The sequence below is a fragment of the Nocardiopsis coralliicola genome, assembly GCF_054779695.1.
The window spans coordinates 1-17,816 of the sequence record NZ_BAAGXT010000071.1 but is presented as its reverse complement, the minus strand read 5'-3'; the positions used below and the strand labels follow the sequence as shown (position 1 = coordinate 17,816).

Annotated in this window: 15 protein-coding genes; 5 read left to right on the top strand and 10 right to left on the bottom strand. The window is 74.5% G+C overall.

Annotation, left to right across the window (positions count from 1 at the left end):
* The first annotated feature begins 23 nt into the window (after positions 1-23).
* Complete coding sequence (locus ACYVGT_RS27070) at positions 24-857, top strand: carbohydrate ABC transporter permease (protein ID WP_460863435.1); 834 nt, start codon at positions 24-26, stop codon at positions 855-857.
* Positions 854-1,708, top strand: a complete 855-nt coding sequence (locus ACYVGT_RS27065; RefSeq protein WP_460863433.1) for an IclR family transcriptional regulator — start codon at positions 854-856, stop codon at positions 1,706-1,708. Before ACYVGT_RS27070 ends, ACYVGT_RS27065 begins: the two co-directional genes overlap by 4 nt.
* Here the strand turns inward: ACYVGT_RS27065 and ACYVGT_RS27060 are convergent, their stop codons facing one another.
* The 8 genes from ACYVGT_RS27060 to ACYVGT_RS27025 all read right to left on the bottom strand — a co-directional run bounded on the left by ACYVGT_RS27060 (position 1,709) and on the right by ACYVGT_RS27025 (position 10,869).
* Positions 1,709-2,458, bottom strand: coding sequence for a TIGR03943 family putative permease subunit (locus ACYVGT_RS27060; RefSeq protein WP_460863431.1), 750 nt, complete (start codon positions 2,456-2,458; stop codon positions 1,709-1,711).
* Complete coding sequence (locus ACYVGT_RS27055; RefSeq protein WP_460863429.1) at positions 2,455-3,522, bottom strand: permease; 1,068 nt, start codon at positions 3,520-3,522, stop codon at positions 2,455-2,457. Before ACYVGT_RS27055 ends, ACYVGT_RS27060 begins: the two co-directional genes overlap by 4 nt.
* 170 nt (positions 3,523-3,692) lie before the next feature.
* A complete protein-coding gene (locus tag ACYVGT_RS27050; RefSeq protein WP_460863427.1) occupies positions 3,693-5,177 on the bottom strand; it encodes an alanine/glycine:cation symporter family protein in 1,485 nt (494 codons plus the stop codon).
* A 228-nt stretch (positions 5,178-5,405) separates the two neighbouring features.
* Positions 5,406-6,212, bottom strand: a complete 807-nt coding sequence (locus tag ACYVGT_RS27045) for an enoyl-CoA hydratase/isomerase family protein (RefSeq protein ID WP_460863424.1) — start codon at positions 6,210-6,212, stop codon at positions 5,406-5,408.
* 601 nt (positions 6,213-6,813) lie between these two features.
* Positions 6,814-7,032: a helix-turn-helix domain-containing protein gene (locus ACYVGT_RS27040; RefSeq protein ID WP_460863422.1), complete on the bottom strand. Its 219-nt coding sequence runs from the start codon at positions 7,030-7,032 to the stop codon at positions 6,814-6,816.
* Between the two features lie 238 nt (positions 7,033-7,270).
* On the bottom strand, positions 7,271-8,869 hold the full coding sequence (locus ACYVGT_RS27035) for an ABC-F family ATP-binding cassette domain-containing protein (protein ID WP_460863420.1): 1,599 nt from the start codon (positions 8,867-8,869) through the stop codon (positions 7,271-7,273).
* A 104-nt stretch (positions 8,870-8,973) separates the two neighbouring features.
* Complete coding sequence (locus ACYVGT_RS27030; protein WP_460863417.1) at positions 8,974-10,257, bottom strand: AI-2E family transporter; 1,284 nt, start codon at positions 10,255-10,257, stop codon at positions 8,974-8,976.
* A gap of 204 nt (positions 10,258-10,461) precedes the next feature.
* A complete protein-coding gene (locus tag ACYVGT_RS27025) occupies positions 10,462-10,869 on the bottom strand; it encodes a YccF domain-containing protein (RefSeq protein WP_460863415.1) in 408 nt (135 codons plus the stop codon).
* A gap of 404 nt (positions 10,870-11,273) precedes the next feature.
* Between ACYVGT_RS27025 and ACYVGT_RS27020 the strand changes: the two genes are divergently transcribed.
* Both ACYVGT_RS27020 and ACYVGT_RS27015 read left to right on the top strand, forming a co-directional pair.
* Entirely contained in the window at positions 11,274-11,924 is a 651-nt protein-coding gene (locus ACYVGT_RS27020) for an MBL fold metallo-hydrolase (RefSeq protein ID WP_460863413.1), read from the top strand.
* 856 nt (positions 11,925-12,780) lie between these two features.
* The gene (locus ACYVGT_RS27015) at positions 12,781-13,083 is read left to right on the top strand and encodes a WhiB family transcriptional regulator (protein ID WP_460863411.1); all 303 of its coding nucleotides are present in this window, start codon (positions 12,781-12,783) and stop codon (positions 13,081-13,083) included.
* A 782-nt stretch (positions 13,084-13,865) separates the two neighbouring features.
* Here ACYVGT_RS27015 and ACYVGT_RS27010 read toward each other — a convergent pair.
* Together ACYVGT_RS27010 and ACYVGT_RS27005 are read right to left on the bottom strand one after the other, a co-directional pair.
* Positions 13,866-15,170 carry a phosphoribosyltransferase gene (locus ACYVGT_RS27010; protein WP_460863409.1) on the bottom strand — a complete coding sequence of 435 codons (1,305 nt, stop codon included), beginning with the start codon at positions 15,168-15,170 and terminating at the stop codon, positions 13,866-13,868.
* Between the two features lie 174 nt (positions 15,171-15,344).
* Entirely contained in the window at positions 15,345-15,926 is a 582-nt protein-coding gene (locus ACYVGT_RS27005) for a GNAT family N-acetyltransferase (protein ID WP_460863408.1), read from the bottom strand.
* Between the two features lie 208 nt (positions 15,927-16,134).
* Between ACYVGT_RS27005 and ACYVGT_RS27000 the strand changes: the two genes are divergently transcribed.
* Positions 16,135-17,361, top strand: coding sequence for an MFS transporter (locus ACYVGT_RS27000; protein WP_460863405.1), 1,227 nt, complete (start codon positions 16,135-16,137; stop codon positions 17,359-17,361).
* Positions 17,362-17,816 lie beyond the last annotated feature (455 nt).

The window sequence follows — 17,816 nt, the reverse complement described above, 5'->3', positions numbered from 1 at the left end:
CTGCGGGCGCCCGCCGCGGCGAGCTGCGCCGGCTCCGCACCGACAAGGGCGGCCTGGCGGTCGCCCTGGCGGTCGCGTTCCCGCTGTACTGGATGGTGCTGTCGGCGCTGAAACCGCGCGCCGCCCTGGAAGCGGGCGACCCGCTCCCCTACACCGCGGAGCCGACCCTGGAGGCGTTCCGCAGGGTGCTGCTGGTCGACGGGTTCGGCCAGTACCTGCTGAACAGCGTCCTGGTGGCCGCGGTCGTGGTGGTGGCCTCCACGCTGTGCGCGTTCCTCGCCGCCGTGGCGCTCACCCGCTACCGGTTCCGGCTTCGGGCGACGCTGCTGGTGATGGTGCTGGTCGCGCAGATGGTGCCGGTGGAGGCGCTGACCATCCCGCTGTTCTTCCTGATGCGCGGCATGGGCGAGGCGGTACCGCAGCTGGGCCTCAACCACCTCGGCTCGCTGATGCTGGTGCACACGGCATTCGCGGTGCCGCTGGCGGTGTGGATGCTGCGCGGCTTCGTCGCCGCGGTCCCCCGCGAGCTGGAAGAGGCCGCCTGGCTGGACGGCGCGGGCAGCTTCGCGTTCGTGACCCGGGTGCTGTTCCCGCTCACCGCGCCGGGCATCGTCGCGTGCAGCATCTTCTCGTTCATCATGACCTGGAACGACTTCCTGTTCGCCAAGACCTTCATCATCTCGGCGACGGAGAACCAGACGCTGCCGATCGCGCTGCTGTCGTTCTTCAAACCCGACGAGAACGACTGGGGCGGCATCATGGCCGGGTCGGTGCTCATGACACTGCCCGTGCTGGTGTTCTTCCTGTTCGTGCAGCGCCGGCTGGCGTCGGGACTGGGAGGGGCCGTGAAGGGATGACTGCGCACAGCTCAGCGGAGAGCCCCGAGCAGGGGCAGCGGCAGGGACCGGTCCCGGCGCAGGACGCCCCGCAGCGGCGCAACGCGTCCGTGTCGGTGCGCCGGGCGCTGGCCATCCTGGAGGCGGTGCGCGACCGCCCGGCCGAAGCCGGCGGTTCAACACTGACCGGGTTGTCGGCGCAGGTGGGCGTCTCCAAGAGCACGGTCCTGCGGCTGTCCGCGCCGCTGCTGGAGTCGGGGCTGCTCACCCGCGACCGGCGGTCCGGCCGGTTCCGGCTGGGGCCGGCCGCGCTCGCCCTCTGGCAGTCCTACCTCGACCAGATGGACCTGCGCTCGGTGGCCGCCGACCACCTGCGCGCGCTGATGCGGACCACCGGGCACACCTGCCACCTGGTGCTGCTGGACGGCCACGACGTCGTCTACGCCGACAAGGTGGAGAACACCACCACGGTGCGGATGGCGTCCCGGATCGGGTCCCGCCGGCCCGCCTACCGGACGGCGGTGGGCAAGGCGATCCTCGCGTTCAGCCCGCCCGACCTGGTGCAGGACGTAGTGGCGGCCGGGCTGGAGCCGGCGACGGCGCGCACCGTCACCGATCCGGACGCCTTCGTCGCCGAACTGCGCCGCACCCGCGAGCGCGGCTATGCCATCGACGACCGGGAGAACGAGCCGGAGGTGCGGTGCGTCGCGGCGCCGGTATTCGACCACAACCGGGACCCGGTGGCGGCGATCAGCGTGTCCTCGCTGGCCAGCCGGCTTCCCGCGGCGCGGGTCCGCGACCTGGGTCCGCTGGTCGCGGCTGCGGCGGCGCACGTGTCCGACGCCCTGGGGGCGCAGCCGCCCTACTCGTGACTACTCATAGGGGTCCGGCGGATCGTCGACCGGAGCGATGTCGTCCACCTCGACGCGGTGGTCCCGCACGTCCTGCAGGTCGCCCTCCGGCTCGTCCCACACTGCGCGCACCGTCCACCAGCTGTCCTCGTCCGGGGCGGGCTCATCGGTGATCAGGACGCGGTTGACGACGGCGTCGGCGGCGCAGCACGCCATCTGCAGGCGGGCCAGGTACCAGCCGTCCCCGTCGGGGTGGTCGACGGCGAAGCCGGTCAGCTCGACGGTGCGCCCGGAGAGCCGGCGGTCCTCGTCGGTCCAGGCGAGCGAGACGAACTCCTGCAGCTCGAGCTCGACCGGCCCGTCGCCGGCTTCGGTGAACGGGTCCTCGTCGTAGCGGCTGAGGTCCACCCGGTCGGGATCGGGGCCCTCTCCGGGCGCGGCCGCGTTCGCGGTGTAGGCGCCGAGCGCGGGGGGCGCGACGACGAACACCGCAAGCGCGGGCAGCACCAGCAGCCAGGCGATGCGGGGCGCGCGGTCGTGGCCGTGGCCGTCGCTGCCGTGCCCGCCGGGGCGGTCCGCGCCGTGCGAGGCGCCGCGGACGTCGGCGGCGACGACGATCGCGCCGAGGGCGATGAGCACCGCGCCGGAGGCGATCAGGAACGGGCGGAAGGCGCCCTGGACGTAGTTCAGGTAGAGCTCGGAGAACACGGTCGCGCCGAGGGCCGTCGCGCCCAGCAGCACCAGCACCATGCCTTGCGCAATGCGGTTCACAACAGGATCCCTCCGACCAGGAAGGTGAAGGCCAGGGTGACGGCCAGGGTAATCGGGACGAAGCGCTTGACGAAGCCCCACCCGAACGTGCCGGCCTGCAGCGCGATCAGCTTGAGGTCGACCATGGGGCCGACCACCATGAACGCCAGCAGCGCGGTGCCGGAGAACGGGTTGAGGCTGGCCGCCACGAACGCGTCGGCCTCGGAGCAGATGGACAGCAGGATCGCGAGCAGCGCGGTGGCCAGCACCGACACGACCGGGAGTTCGGCGAGGCCGGTCAGCCATTCGCGCGGGATGGCGATGTTGAGCGTCGCCGCCGCTGCGCCGCCGAGCACCAGGTAGCCGCCGGCGTGCATGAGGTCGTGCACCATGGAGTCGCGGAACACCACCCAGCGCGGCGCGTCGGGGTCGTGGTGGGCCCGCGGCGGCCGGATCCAGTCGGTGCGGCCGAACCGCGCCCAGATCCAGCCGATGACGACCGCGGCCGCCAGCGAGGCGACGAGCCGCGCGATCCAGACCTCGGGGCGGCCGGGGAAGGCGACGGCGGTCGCGATGAGCACGATCGGGTTGATCGCCGGCGCCGCGAGCAGGAAGGTGAGCGCCGCGGCGGGCGCGACGCCCCGCTTCATCAGCCCGCCCGCGATCGGCACCGACGCGCATTCGCAGCCGGGCAGCACCATCCCGGAGACGCCGGCGACGGGGACGGCGGCGGCTGCATTGCGCGGGAACAGCCGGCGGTAGAAGCCCGCCGGGACGAACGCGGTGAGCGCGGCGGACAGCGCGACGCCGAACACCAGGAACGGCATCGCCTGCAGACTGATCGCGGTGAACACGGTGGCCCAGGCGAGGAACGCCTCGGAGCCGAATTCTCCGGTCAGCAGCGTGTTGGCGACGCCCATGCCGGCGATGAGGAGGGCGAACAGCCACACCGTCGCGGTGCGCCGGGGTCCGGTCGGCCGCCCCCAGTCGTCCGGGGGCAGCTCATCGCGGCCGTCGTCCAGCAGGGAGCCGCCGAGCGCGGCGCGGTCCTGCGGGCGGCGGCCGTCCGCAAGGCGATCGGACACGGGGGCTCTGCCTCTCTGTGGTTCTGAGCTCGGGAGGACGCGGGCGGCGCCGGGGCGGCACCGGCCGAGCCGCGCCGCCGGCGCCACCGTGTGCAGGGCGGCGCGGCTCTGCACCCGCCACCGGGCGCAGCACGCGGGTGCCGCGGCCCGGAGCGGCTGGCGGGTCGATGCTACCGGTTACCATTTTCATCTGCAGGTCCGGGAGCGCCGGCCGCCGGGGCGACGGGGTCTCCGCCCTCCTCCCAGACCTGGATTCCGCGCACCCCGGGGAACCGCTCGCGCACGAACACCGGGTCGCGTCCGGCCCGCCGCTGAGCGCTGAAGTCGCGCAGCACCAGGAAGGCGACGCCGGACAGCGGCGCCAGGGCCGCCAGGTTCACCGAGGCCATCACGCCCTGGAAGACGTCGGCCATCGTCCACACCTGCTCCAGCGGGGCGACCGCCCCGATCAGCACCATCGCGCACACGCACCACCGGAACACCGTGATGCCGCGGCGCCCGGCACCCATGAAGCTCAGGTTCGACTCCCCGTAGTAGTAGTTGCCGAGCACCGAGGTGAAGGCCAGGAAGAACAGGATCACGGTGAGCGCGTGCAGCGACCAGTCGCCCAGGTTCGCCTGCAGCGACGCCTGGGTGAGCGACGCGCCTTCGCGGGTGCCGTAGTCCGGCGAGCCGACGAGGACGATGAACGCGGTGATCGAGCAGATGAGCAGGGTGTCGAAGTAGACGCCGAGGGTCTGCACCAGCCCCTGCTTGGCCGGGTGGCTGACGGCTGCGGTCGCTGCGGCGTTGGGGGCCGACCCCAGGCCGGCCTCGTTGGAGAACATGCCGCGGCGCATGCCCTGCACCAGGGCGGCGCCGAGGCCGCCGGCGACGAACTCGCGTACGCCGAACGCACCCAGCACGATGTCGGCGAGCACCCGCGGCACCTGGTCGGCGTTGAGGGCCACCACGGCGATGCCGAGCAGCAGGTAGGCCAGCGCCATGAACGGCACCGCCACCTGGGCGACGTGGGCGATGCGCCGCACCCCGCCGAAGATGACCGCGGCGGTCAGCGCGGCCAGCGCGGCGCCGACCGCCCAGTACAGCCAGCGTCCGGCGTCCGCACCGAACGCGGCGGCCGAGGAGGCGATCGCGTCGGCGATGCTGTTGGTCTGCACCGAGTTGAAGACCAGCCCGAAGGTCGCGGTGATGACGACGGCGAAGACCATGCCGAGCCAGCGCGCGTTCAGGCCGTGGGTCATGTAGTACGCGGGACCGCCGCGGAACCCGGTGCTGTCCCGCACCTTGTAGACCTGCGCCAGCGTGGCCTCGACGAACGCGGCGGAGCCGACGAGGGTCGCCATCACCCACATCCAGAACACTGCGCCGGGGCCGCCCAGCGCGATGGCGGTGGCGACGCCGACGATGTTGCCGGTGCCCACGCGCGACGCCGCGGAGATGGCGAACGCCTGAAAGGAGGAGATGGCCTTGCGCCCGTCCGCCGCAGCCGGCGGGTTCCCGCCGAGCACCCGGAACATCTCGGGCAGCAGCCGTACCTGCACGGCACCGGAGCGGACGGTGAAGTAGAGGGACAGCCCGACGAGCACGGGGATGAGCAGATACCCCCAGAACGCGTCGTTGGCCGCGACAACCGCGTCGTTCCACCCGCCCATGCGCCCTCCCGGCCCCCGGCACCGCCACCGGGCCCATCCTCCGGCCCGCCCGCCCGCGCAGCGGGACGACACGCGGGCGGCACCGCGGGGGCGCCGCCGGCCGCGGGAGAACGCGGGGAGCCGGCGTGCCGGCGGCGGCCGGCTGATCGCGGCCCTCGGGCGGGCTGCGGACGCGGGGCGGGCGGCCCCGGGCCGGACATCGGGGCGGGGGCGGCTTCGCGGCGCCGCTCAGCCGGACTGGGCGATGGCGTTGAGGCGGTCGGACTGGGCGGCGCGCTCGGCGGCGCGCTGCTCGTCGAGGGTGCGGGCGGGGGCGGCGGTGAGGAGGTCCTTGGTGGCCTGTGCGGCGTCGCGGTCGACGGCCAGCAGGGCGGCGGTCAGGTCGCCGACGGCGGTGTCCAGTTCGGCGCCGGGCACGACCAGCTCGGCGAGGCCGAGCCGGCCGGCCTCGTCTGCGGCGACGGTGCGTGCGGTCAGGCAGAGCTCCAGGGCGCGCGGCACGCCGACGATGTCGACGAGGGGCTTGGTTCCGGTCAGATCGGGGACCAGGCCGAGTGCGGGCTCCTTCATGCACAGGACCGCGTCATCGGCCAGTACCCGCAGGTCGCAGGAGAGCGCCAGCTGGAAGCCGGCACCGATCGCGTGGCCGCGGACCGCGGCGATCGACACGATGTCGTTCCGCCGCAGCCAGGTGAAGCCCTCTTGGTAGGCCGCGATGCCGGCGTCGAGCGCGGCGCGCTGGTCGGCACCGGGGCCGACGTTCGCCATCAGCGACTCCTCGCCCGGCACGCCCTCGGACGAGAACATGGCGAGGTCGATCCCCGAGGAGAAGGACGGACCTTCCCCCGTGATGACGACAATTCGGACGGCGTCCGGCAGGTGCTGGCCGACATGGGCCAGGGTCGTCCAGGTGCGCCCGGTCATCGCGTTGCGGCGTTCGGGGCGGTTGAGAGCGATGTGCAGGACCTCGCCGTCCTGGCGGATCTTCAGGCCCGCGGCCCCCTGCTCGCCCGCGCTGAGGAGCTCCTCTGCCATGTCCGCCCACCTCCGTTCGCGGCCGGCGGTCGTTCCACCCGGCCGGTCGGCAGTCACCGACGGTGCACCACCGTAGTGGGGCTGGGCCCGGGAGAGGGCGCCGGGGCGGGCGGCACGGCGCGGCGGGCGCACCAGGACAGCGGCCACACGCGATCACGCACAGCGCGGCAGAAGGGGAGGCGCCCTGCCGACACCCGCCGCCGGCCGCAGCGCCGAGTTCGACGCGGACGGTCCGGACGGTCCGGACGGCCCGGCCGCTCTCCTTCGCTGGCCGCGACCGGTAGGACAGCGGCCGGACCCCCTCTAGTGCAGGCAATGGGGCCAGACGCGCGCCAAGTAACGTGACGCCCTGCGACGCGTCGAGCAAGTCGAGTAGTACGACTCGCCATCGGAGGCGCTGCGCAATCGCGTCACGCAGCAGGATCGGGCGCACAGCACAGGGCGCACCGTGCGCACATCGCGGGCTCGCTCGCAGGCAGCGCGAGGGCGGCCGCTCCGGCGCACAGCGGCGCAGAGGGGCGGCGCGGTTGCGGCGCGGGCTCAAGCGCGCCGGCTCCGGCTCAGTGCGGCCGGTTCAGTACCACCGGATGATGCACCCGGTTCAGGTGCGGCGGGTGGCGCCGCCGCGGCCGCGCAGGACCACACCCGACTCGGTGAGCAGGCGGTGCACGAACCCGTAGGAGCGGCCGGTGGCCGCTGCCAGCGAGCGGATGCTCTCCCCCGCGTCGTAGCGGCGCTTGAGCTCGGTGGCCAGCTCAGAGCGCTCGCTGCCGGTCACGCGGGTCCCCTTCCTCAGCGAATCTGCCTCTGTCTCGGTCACGGCTTGTCCTCCTGGGCTCTCCTGGGCGGCACCGGAAGGCCATGATCAGCCATGCATGCGGCGCTGGCCACCCCCCGGCGCGCCGGAGCGGCGCGCAACAGCCGTACATCCGCCGTCGACCGCGTTGCGGACAGCACCAAAAACGGTCCGATACGTCGGCACGCTGCGCGGGGACGCCCGATAACGGCACCGCCGGGCGGGCGGGACCGCTGCCCCGTCCGGTCGGCCGGCGCGGACGTCAGGCGAGGGCGATGAGGTCGGTGAACTCCGGGTTCCACAGGTCCTCGACGCCGTCCGGCAGCAGGATCACCCGCTCCGGCTGGAGCGCGTCGACCGCGCCCTCGTCGTGGGTGACGAGGATGATCGCGCCCTTGTAGGCGCGCAGCGCACCGAGGATCTCCTCGCGGCTGGCCGGGTCGAGGTTGTTCGTGGGCTCGTCGAGCAGCAGCACGTTGGCGCTGGAGACGACGAGGCTGGCCAGCGCGAGCCGGGTCTTCTCGCCGCCGGAGAGGACGCGCGCGGGCTTGTCGACGTCGTCGCCGGTGAACAGAAAGGAGCCGAGCACCTTGCGCGCTTCGACCTCGGGCAGGTCGGGCGCCGCGGAAGCCATGTTCTCCAGCACCGAGCGGTCGGCGTCGAGGGTCTCGTGCTCCTGGGCGTAGTAGCCGAGCTTGAGGCCGTGCCCGGGGACGACCCGCCCGGTGTCCGGCTCCTCGACGCCGGCCAGCAGCCGCAGCAGCGTGGTCTTGCCGGCGCCGTTGAGGCCGAGGACGACGACCCGGGAGCCGCGGTCCACGGCGAGGTCGACCGAGGAGAAGATCTCCAGCGAGCCGTAGCTCTTGGACAGCGCCTCCGCGCTGAGCGGCGTCCGGCCGCTGGGCGCCGGGTCCGGGAAGCGCAGCTTGGCGACCTTGTCGGCGGCGCGCACGCCCTGCACCGACTCGCGGATGCGGTCGGCGCGGTTCATCATCTGCTGGGCGGCGCGCGCCTTGGTGGCCTTGTAGCGGAACTTGTCGGCCTGCTTCTGCAGCGCGTCGGCCTGCTTCTCCGCATTGGCCTGCTCGCGGCGGCGCCGCCGCTCGTCGGACTCGCGCTGCTCCTGGTAGGCGCGCCAGCCCATGTTGTAGATGTCGATGGTGCACCGGTTGGCGTCGAGGTGGAACACCTTGTTGACGACGTCCTCGACGAGCTCCACGTCGTGGCTGATCACGATCAGCCCGCCCTGGTGGTTCTTGAGGAAGTCGCGCAGCCAGGCCACCGAGTCGCCGTCGAGGTGGTTGGTGGGCTCGTCCAGCAGCAGGGTGTCTGCGCCGGAGAAGAGGATGCGGGCCAGCTCGATGCGGCGCCGCTGGCCGCCGGAGAGCGTGCCCAGCGGCTGGGCCAGCACCCGGTCGGGCAGGCCGAGGCTGCTGGCGATGGCGGCGGCCTCCGACTCGGCGGAGTAGCCGCCCATGATGTGCAGCTCCTCCTCTGCCCGCGCGTAGGCGCGCACGCCCTGGTCGCGCGTCTTCGGGACGTCGCTGCCCATCTTCTCTTCGGCGCGGCGCATGCGGCGCAGCAGCTCGGCGATGCCGCGGGCGGACAGGATCCGGTCGCGGGCGAGCTCTTCGGGGTCGGTGGCGCGCGGGTCCTGCGGCAGGTAGCCGACGCTTCCGGTGCTGCTCACGGTGCCCGCGGACGGCAGGCCCTCCCCGGCCAGCGCCTTGGTGAGCGTGGTCTTGCCGGCGCCGTTGCGCCCGACCAGCCCGACCCGGTCCCCCGCGGCGACGCGGAAGGAGGTGGGTTCGAGCAGGAGACGGGGGCCGACTCTCATCTCGAGGTCAGTGGCGATCAGCATGGAGGAAGGCTTTCTGCGGTGGGTTGGGTGCCGTTCAGGGGCGCGCGGGAGCGGCGGGACGGCGCACCCGCCCAGCGTAGCCGACGCCCCCGCGGTGCGCGGCGCTACGGGCGCGCGCCCTGCGCGCGCTCCTGCTGGCCTGAACGCGCCGCGGCACCGTTCCCTTCCCCGGGGCCGGGGGCCGGTGCGGCGGTTGCTCCGCTCACCGAGGGCGCAGCCGAGGCGCCCTCCACCTCGGCCCGGCCGTCGCGTGAGAACGGCCGGTCGCGCAGGAGCGCCGACAGCACCGCGGCCACCGGGGTGGCGAGGAACATCCCGGCGATGCCGCCGATGATGCCGCCGGCGCTGATCGCGATGAGGACGACCGCCGCGGGCAGGTCGAGGGCGCGGCCGTAGACGCGCGGAGCGAAGATGTGGCTCTCCAGCTGCTGCACCACCAGGACCGCGCCGAGGACGAGGAGCGCGACGAGCGGCCCCTCGCTGACGAACGCCACCAGCGTCGCGAGGAGGCCGGAGACGAAGGCGCCGACGATCGGCAGGAACGCGCCGATGAAGGTCAGCACGATCAGCGGGATCGCGAGGTTGGGTTCGATGAGGAAGAACAGGGCCAGGCCGATGCCGATGGCGTCGATGAACCCGACCGTGGCGACGCCGCGCACGTAGCGGCCCATCACCCCGTAGGCGAGCTCCCCGGCGGCGCGCATCGGGTGCCGCGAGGCCGGCGGGAACAGGCCGCTGAGCCACTCGACGAGGCGGTCGCCGGAGTGCAGGAAGTACACGGTGAGGACGAGCACCAGGATGATGCCGAGCAGCGCTTCGAGGACGGCGGTGCCGGCGGTCCACACCCCGGTCATCAGCTGGTCGCGGTTCTCCGCGAGCAGCGTGCTCAGCTCGGCGTCGGCGGCGCCGACGATCTGCTCGACGAGCGCGGGCTGCAGGCCGAGCGAGGTGGCGATCGCGGAGAGGCTGTCGATGGCCTGGCCGACGCTGTCGACGAGGCCGCCGAAGCCGGTCAGCGCCGGCTGCACGACGAGGGTGACGACGCCGCCGAAGACGAGGAGGGCCCCGACACTGGTGATCGCGGTCGAGGAGCCGCGGCCCAGGCCCATCCGGCGGAGTCGGGCGGTGGCGGGCATGAGCAGGGCGGTGAGGAAGACGGCGAGGATCACCGGGATGCTGATGACGCTGATGTAGGCCAGGCCCCAGAGCAGCAGCGCGACGACGACGCCGATGACCAGCGTGCGCCAGGCGACGTCGCTGACCCGGCGGAAGAGGTCGTCGTCCTCCACTTCGGCGGCGGGCTCCGGTGCGGGCGCTGCCGGCTCGTCCCGCTCCGCGCGGCGCTTGCGCCGCCGCTTCAGGAAGGACCACACGTCCGGCCGGGTCATCCGTCCACCGCCTTGTCGTTGCTCTCGTCGGCTGCTCGGGCCGCTTCCGCTGGGGCTTGCGGCAGCCGGCTCCTCGGGATCGTGCACGCTGTGTTCCGCATTCAACAAGGGCCGGGGGTGCCGCCCCGTGTGCTCGGTGCTGCGCGCCCGGCGGCGCCGGGGCGGGCGGCGCGGCCGGCGGTGCACGCCGGCCGGCCGCGGCTGCTAGAACTTCCAGGGCTCCTTGGCGCGGTCGCTGTCCACGACCTCGTTGCCGAACGGCGCCAGCGCCACCGGGATCATCTTCAGCGACGCCCATGCCATGGGGATGCCGATGATGGTCACGGCCAGGCCGACCGCGGTCGTGATGTGGCCGATGGTGAGCCACCAGCCGGCGACGATGAGCCAGATGATGTTGCCGAGCGTGCTGGGCGCGCCGGCGCCGGGCCGCTTGGCGATGGTGCGGCCGAACGGCCAGAGCGCGTAGCCCGCCATCCGGAACGACGCCACCCCGAACGGGATGGTGACGATCAGGATGCAGCAGATCAGACCCGCCAGGGCGTAGCCGATCGCGAGCCAGAGCCCGGCTACGACGAGCCAGATCACGTTGAGCACGAACCGGAGCAGTGCCATGGTCCCCTTCTCCTTGTTCCGGTGGGCGCTGTACCCGACCGGTCGGGCGCACCCTGCGGGTGCGCACCGTGTCGCTGTGCTGTCGGCCGTGCAGGGCGGAGCCGCCGCGGGCCCGGAGGGCGGCGCGGCGTGCTGCGCCCTGTACTGCGCCACTGCCCCTCCCGATCCTGTACGACGTCGGCATGGCCGTGCACGTTCCGCGCCGCACCCCTGATTCGGCCCGGTGCCCGCGGCGGTGTCCCCTAGGGGCGCGCAGGCCGCGCGATAGGGTCGGCCCCGGCGGCACCGCTCTGCCGGCACCGCGGTGCGGCCGCCGCGGCGGGCAGCCGGTGCCGGTCACGGGGCTGCTGGAGGGCACCGGTCCCGCCGGACCCTGTCGGACTGCGGCACGCGAGGGGGCTGCCATGCGCCTGACCAAACACGGACACGCCTGCGTGCGGTTGGAGCACGCGGGCGGCACGCTGGTGATCGACCCCGGCGGCTGGAGTGAGGGCGACGCAGCGGTCGGCGCCGACGCCGTGGCCGTCACCCACGAGCACGCCGACCACTTCGACCTGGACCGGCTGCACGCGGCAGCCGACGCCAACCCGGACCTGGAGCTGTTCACCCACGCCGGGATCGCCGAGCAGCTGCAGCCGCTGCGCGACCGCGGGGTTGCGGTGCACGTCCTCAGCGACGGAGACACCGCGTCGATGGCGGGCCTGGACGTGCACGTCCACGGCGAGCGGCACGCGGTCATCCACCCCGATATCCCGGTTGTCACCAACATCGGGTTCCATGTGCAGGCGCCCGGGGGCTCGGTGTTCCATCCCGGCGACGCGCTGACGGTGCCGGCGGACCCGGTCGGAGTGCTGCTGGTTCCGCTGCACGCGCCGTGGTCGAAGTTCTCCGAGGTCGTCGACTTCGTGCGGGGCGTCGGTGCGCCCACCGCCTATGCGGTCCACGACGGCCTGCTGAACGCGACCGGCACCGGGCTGCTCGGCCGCCAGCTCGCCAGCCTCGCGCCGGACACCGCCTACACGCGGCTGGAGCCCGGGACCTCCGTCGAGGCCTAGGGCGGGTAACGGCGTCCGCGGGGCGGCTGTCCGCCCGGAAAGCCCGGCCCCCGCGGCGCACGGGTGGCGCGCCGGGTGCGCGCGGCCGGCCTCCCCGCCCTGCCGACCGGGGTTCTGGACGTCCTTGAGCCCCTCCGAAGGCCCTTCCGGATCACGGACGGTCGACTCCGCGCTCCCAGCGGGAAGCTCCCGCCGCAGACCCGTGTGCGGGTCCGCGCACGGGCCGGCGGCGCCCGCGGAACGGCTCCGCCGTGCGGACCGGCCGGGGTATCCGCACGTCGGAACGGCCCCCGCCGCAACGGGTCGGCCGCCCCTCCCCCGAGCCGCGCCGAGCCCGGGTGCGGACCGTTCCGCGCGGCACTGCGGGGCGCCGGGATCCCTTGCGCCCCAAGGCTTGCGCGCAAACCCACCGCGACCGGAATGTGACACGGACATCAGGGGAGGCCTCTAGGCAGAGACCGGAATCCCCCATACGATGGTCAAGGTTCGGCCCGCTGGGCCGGACGCTGCTCCCGATCCCGTGTGGGACGGACGCGCGGTCCCGCGGACCGCACCGTTCGGATCACGGTTGCGCGATGAATTTCCCCGGCCCCCGTGCGCGAGCCGGAACGGGGATGGCATGATTGCGTACCGGTTCGCAGGGAGCGCACCGCCCTCCCCGACCGCATTCGCGTGAGCGCCCGCCACTCGGCGGACTGCGCTGCCCGTGGTCTCCACCACACAGGGAACACCGAGTCGGTGCATGTCGTTTCAGGCATGCGGGACGGGCTCGCGCCGCATGACCATGATCGTAACTTTCGTCTGACCCAAGCTGCTCCGTTCAGCTTACTAGCGATTCGACAGAGGTGGTTCAACCATGTCTCAGGTACGTCGGCAGGCCGCGCTGCGCCCCCGCCCGAGCTGGGGGTGGCAGGATGCCGCCGGCTGCCGGGGCGAGGACCTCGTGCTGTTCTTCGGCCCGGACGGCGAGCGCCAGCCCGAGCGGGAGATCCGCGAGCGCAAGGCCAAAGAGATCTGTTCGGCGTGCCCCGTGCGCACCGAATGCCTCGACTACGCAATTTCCCGCCCGGAGAAGTACGGCACCTGGGGCGGGCTGAACGAGGACGAGCGCGCGTCCGAGCGCCGGCGCCGAATGCGCCGCGCGAACGCCGCGGCCTGATCGCCCCGGCCGCAGCCGCACCGACCTTCCCGCCCCCCTCCCCCAAGGCGGCGCCGCATTTCCGCGGCCCCTTGGCTGCACCGGCCACCACAATGGAACGACCGGCATAACCCGAGGCGCCCCGACGGATCCCCGTCGAGGGCGCCTCGGGTTGTTCCGGGGCCTTTTCCGCGGCACGGCCACCGCCGTTTCCGGGCCGCCGGGCGGCGTTTCCGGTTCCTTCTGCTTTCCCGGAATTGCCACCGTTGCCGCCTTTTACGGCGGCTTTACTCCGCGACGGACCGCGGCAGGTCCCGCGGCCGGCGCGATGGCCGGATCCGGCCTGGAATGCCTACCGCGGCACTGTGCGCACCACTGCCGCTGCCGCTGCCGGGTGGCGCACCGCGCCACCCGGCAGCGGCGCGAGCGCCGCCCCGCGCTGCTGCGCGGAACGCGGGGCCCTGCCTGCCGGGGAGCCGGCGCAGCGGACCGGGCACCGGATTGCGGACCTGCGCCGCGGCCGGCCCCGCCCGTCCGCCGCCCCGGGCTTGCGGGTGGCGCAGTCCGGGATCTGCGGTGACCAGGACGGGGCAGGCCGCGGTGGTGCGACGCCGCAGCCGGCAGCACCGTGCCCCTCCGGTGCCGGAGGATGCCGCCGCGCACCGGTGAGGAACGCCGCGCAACCGCCTCGCGGCCGGCGCAGCGCCGCAGAGGGGCACCGGCAGCAGTACCGCGGGACTCGGAGCCCACCGGTATCCGTCGCGCTGCCGCCTGGACCGTCCGCGGCGGTGCGCACCCGCCGGTCAGGGGCTGCCGATGCCGCCCCGGGTGCGGAACCACTCGGCAGCGGCCTCGCCCGCAGCACGGCTCTCATCCCCGCCGGGCAGCAGCTGCTCGGCGCCGGAGACCGTGCGGATCTCGGCCGGGCCGCCGAGCCGGGAGGCCGTCCACTCGGCGAGCTCGCGGACGAACGAGTCGTCCCCGGGTACGAGGACCAGAACCGGGGCGGTGACCCGGTGCAGATAGGGCTCGGCGAGGTCGATCCGGCCGCCGAGGACCACCACCGCGCTCACGCCGGGATCGGCTTCGGCCGCCGCGGCGAGCGCGCCCGGCGCCGCCTCGCCGGCACCGTACAGCGCCACCGGCCCCTGCGCTGCCTCGACCGCGTCGCGCAGCCAGCGCAGCCCCTGCAGGATGCGGCCGCCGGTGTCGGCGGGGCGGGCGTAGGGGGCGTCGGGCCCGCCGGGATCGTCGTCGGAGCCGGTCACCGGGTCGAGCGCCAGGACGGCCGGGCCGCTGGCGGCGACCGCAGCGGCGACCTCGCCGAGGCGGGCACCGGTCGCCCGGCGGCGGGCGGCGACGACGGCCGTGGTGCCGGCGTCGCCGGGCACGGTGCCGGCGGCGTCGATCCGCTCGCGGGCGGCACCGAGGCGGACCGAGCGGGCACGGGGGCCGCCGCGCTCCAGCGCGGCGCGCACCGCGGCGTCGTCGAGCTGGCCGAAGTCGCGGTACCACTCGCCGACCGAGTGGAAGTTGACCGGGACGCTGAGGGCGGCGATCTCGTCGGCCTCGTCCCGCAGGGATTCGAGCGCGTCCGGCGCCGCGACCGGCACGGCGAGGACGGTGCGGGCGGGGTGCTTGCGGCGCACCGCGCGCAGCGCGGCGCGGGCGGTGCCGCCGGTGGCGACGCCGTCGTCGACGACGATGACGTCGCGGCCGGTGAGCACGGGCCCGGGCCGGTCGCCGCGGTAGGCCTGCAGCCGCCGCTCAAGCTCACCGCGCTCGGTTTCGACGACGCCGCTGAGGGTGCCGGCGCCGATACCGAGCCGCGCCAGTGCGGCATGGTCGTAGGCCACGGTGCCGTCTTCCGCGAGCGCCCCCACGCCCAGTTCCGGGCTGGACGGCAGGCCGATCTTGCGCACCAGCAGGACGTCGAGCGGCGCACCCAGGTCGGCGGCGAGCTCCGCGGCGACCGGCACTCCGCCGCGCGGCAGTGCGAGGACGACGGGGTCGACGAGGTCGCCGGCGCCGTCGCGGACCCGCGCCGCAAGGGCGCGGCCGGCCGCGGCGCGATCGGCGAACGGCAGCGATACGGGTACCGGGCTCATGGCACCCCCCTCCGCTGGGCGGTCCCTGGTCCGCGCCGCCGCCCCGGAACCGGGCCGGGGGCGCAGTGCAGACGGGATACCCCGTTCGCCCGGCTCCGCAACCTTCCGCCGCTCTTCTCCCCGCCCCGGCCGCCGCCGGGCCCCGGAGGCGGCCGGCGGTGCGAGCACGTGCGCTCAGGGGGCGGACGGCGGGCCGCCGCCGGGGCGGAAGTCAGGGGCGAGGACGCCCATGATGAGGGCGTCGTGGCGGCGGCCGTCCCAGAGCAGCGCATTGCGGAGGCGGCCTTCAACGGTGAATCCGCAGGAGCGGTAGACGGCGATGGCGCGCATGTTGAAGGTGAACACCTCCAGGCGCACCCGGTGCAGTCCGATCGCGGTGAAGGCGTAGCGCAGCACCAGCCGGGTGGCCTCCTTGCCGATGCCGCGGCCGGTGAACTGCAGCGCCGAGAGCGCGATCCGGTAGGAGGCGGACTCGTTGTCGGGATCGATGTCGGTGAGCGCCAGCTCGCCGACGAAGCGGCCTTCCGGCCGGGCGAGGATCGCCATGTCGATGCGGTCCGCGGCGTCCGGGCGCTCCGCACACCACGCGCACACCTCGTCGTAGCCGCGGACGCGATGCGTCCCGGTCAGCCGGCGGATCTCGGTGTCGTGTCCGGCGGCGTAGACGTCGTCGGCGTGCTCGGGCCCGAGGGGCTCGAGGCGGACCCGGTCACCGTCGAGGGCGGGAGTGTCACGCAGCGCACTCAGGTTGATCATCCGAGGGGCTCCGGTCGTGGATGGGGGAATCGGCACCGGGCGAGCGGGTTCCCGGGGCCCGGTCGCGCCGGCTGGCGGTCGAAGGCCGGAAGATCATATGTAGAGCGGGACCCGCCCCGAGCGCAACCCCGGCCTCCACGCGGCGTAGCCTCCGAATCACGGTCCGCGCCGCGTACCGCCCTCCCCCTCGCCACAGCCCGGAGGTCTCATGGCAGTCCCCCGCCAGCCCGCCCGCCGGACCGCGGACCCGGCGGCCGTGCGCGGACGCACCGCCGTGACGGCGCTCTTCGCCGTCAACGGTTTCGCCTACACCAACATCGTGCCGTGGCTGCCGACCATCAAGGCGGACCTGGGGCTGTCCAACACCGCGCTGGGGGCCGCGATCGCGGCGCTCCCCATGGGCGCCCTGCTGACCGGCATACTCGCCGGCCCGCTGATCGCGCGGTGGGGCAGCGGGCGGACGTCGGTCGGGGCGGGACTGGTCATGGCTGCGGTCCTGCCGACCGTCGCACTGGCGCCGTCCTGGGCGGCGCTGGCGGCGGCGCTGTTCGCGCTGGGCTGCGCCGACGCCTGGATGGACGCCGCGATGAACACGCACGGACTGCACGTGCAGCGGCGCTACGGCCGCACCATCATCAACGCGTTCCACGGCGTGTGGAGCGTGGCGGCGGTATGCGGCGGGCTGGCCGGGTCGGCCACGGCCGGCGCGGCAGTGCCGCTGTTCGCCCACCTGTGCGCGGTCGCGGTGGTGCTCGTCGCCGCGACGCTGTGGGCGTCGCGCCGGCTGCTGCCCGCGAACGAGGACACCGGCCCCGGCGAGGAGCCGGCCGAGGCCGGGGTCCGGGCGCGGTTCGGCGCCGTCGCCGCCGGCCTGCGCCGCGCGGCGGGGCCGCTGCTCGTGCTGAGCGTCCTGCTGATGGCGTCCTCGGCCGTTGAGGACTCCGCCGCGTCGTGGGGCGCGGTCCTGATGCACTCCGAACTGGGCGCGACAGCCTTCTGGGCGGGCATGCCCTTCGTGGCGTGCCAGGCGATGATGACCGTGGGGCGGCTGACCGGCGACCGCCTGACTGACCGGCTGGGCCCGGTGGCGGTGGTGCGGGGCGGCGCGCTGCTTGCGGCGTGCGGCGTGGCCGTGGCCGCCTCCATCCCGGCCCAGCCCGCAGCGGTGGCGGGCTTCGCCCTGGTCGGCCTGGGGGTGGCGACGATGTTCCCGCTGACGCTCGCTGCCGCGGGCGCCGTTCCGGGTGTGCGCAGCGGCGACGGTGTCACCGTCGTCGGCTGGCTCGGCCGCCTCGGATTCCTCGCTTTCCCTCCCCTCATCGGCGTCCTCGCCGACGCTTCGTCCCTCAGCACAGCGCTGTGGGCCGTCGCCGCAGCGGCCGCCGCCGGCGCTCTGCTCGCCCCCTGGTCCGGCCCGCGCAAGCACGGAGCCTGACGCCGCCTCGGCCGGCGCCCCGCCGGGCGCCGGCACCGAGCCGCCGCAGGGGTCGGTGCCCCGCTGTGCTGCCGTGCCCACCGGACCGGCGGCAGCGTCCCGTTGCGGCGCCGAGCTGCCGGAACCCGGACGGCGGCGCCGCAGCTCGGCCGCAGGCGCCGCCCGGATCAGCCGTTCGGCGCTGGCCCGCCGGCGTCCTGGGGACAGACCGGGAGACGCCGCGGGGCGGTCCGCCCGCCGGCGCGGGTGGCGGCCGGCCTGTTCCGCCCGAGTCGACCGATGCCGCGTCCCACTGCGCTGCGGCTCTGGTGGGCGCACCGGCCGGAGGCGGGCGGCCCCGCTTGCCTTCGGGGGCACCGGTGGGCGCGGATCGCGGCGCAGCGGGCTACCGCGCCGGCGGGAGGCGGTCAGCGCAGGCGCGCGGCCGGCCGCTGCTGAGGGGCGGGCGCCGGCGG

Bases quoted from the DNA above. Each gene is read 5' to 3' on its own strand.
- ACYVGT_RS27065 (WP_460863433.1), top strand. From the start codon at position 854: ATGACTGCGCACAGCTCAGCGGAGAGCCCCGAGCAGGGGCAGCGGCAG.
- ACYVGT_RS27050 (WP_460863427.1), bottom strand. From the start codon at position 5,177: ATGGGCGGGTGGAACGACGCGGTTGTCGCGGCCAACGACGCGTTCTGG.
- ACYVGT_RS27045 (WP_460863424.1), bottom strand. From the start codon at position 6,212: ATGGCAGAGGAGCTCCTCAGCGCGGGCGAGCAGGGGGCCGCGGGCCTG.
- ACYVGT_RS27035 (WP_460863420.1), bottom strand. From the start codon at position 8,869: ATGCTGATCGCCACTGACCTCGAGATGAGAGTCGGCCCCCGTCTCCTG.
- ACYVGT_RS27030 (WP_460863417.1), bottom strand. From the start codon at position 10,257: ATGACCCGGCCGGACGTGTGGTCCTTCCTGAAGCGGCGGCGCAAGCGC.
- ACYVGT_RS27025 (WP_460863415.1), bottom strand. From the start codon at position 10,869: ATGGCACTGCTCCGGTTCGTGCTCAACGTGATCTGGCTCGTCGTAGCC.
- ACYVGT_RS27020 (WP_460863413.1), top strand. From the start codon at position 11,274: ATGCGCCTGACCAAACACGGACACGCCTGCGTGCGGTTGGAGCACGCG.
- ACYVGT_RS27015 (WP_460863411.1), top strand. From the start codon at position 12,781: ATGTCTCAGGTACGTCGGCAGGCCGCGCTGCGCCCCCGCCCGAGCTGG.
- ACYVGT_RS27010 (WP_460863409.1), bottom strand. From the start codon at position 15,170: ATGAGCCCGGTACCCGTATCGCTGCCGTTCGCCGATCGCGCCGCGGCC.
- ACYVGT_RS27005 (WP_460863408.1), bottom strand. From the start codon at position 15,926: ATGATCAACCTGAGTGCGCTGCGTGACACTCCCGCCCTCGACGGTGAC.
- ACYVGT_RS27000 (WP_460863405.1), top strand. From the start codon at position 16,135: ATGGCAGTCCCCCGCCAGCCCGCCCGCCGGACCGCGGACCCGGCGGCC.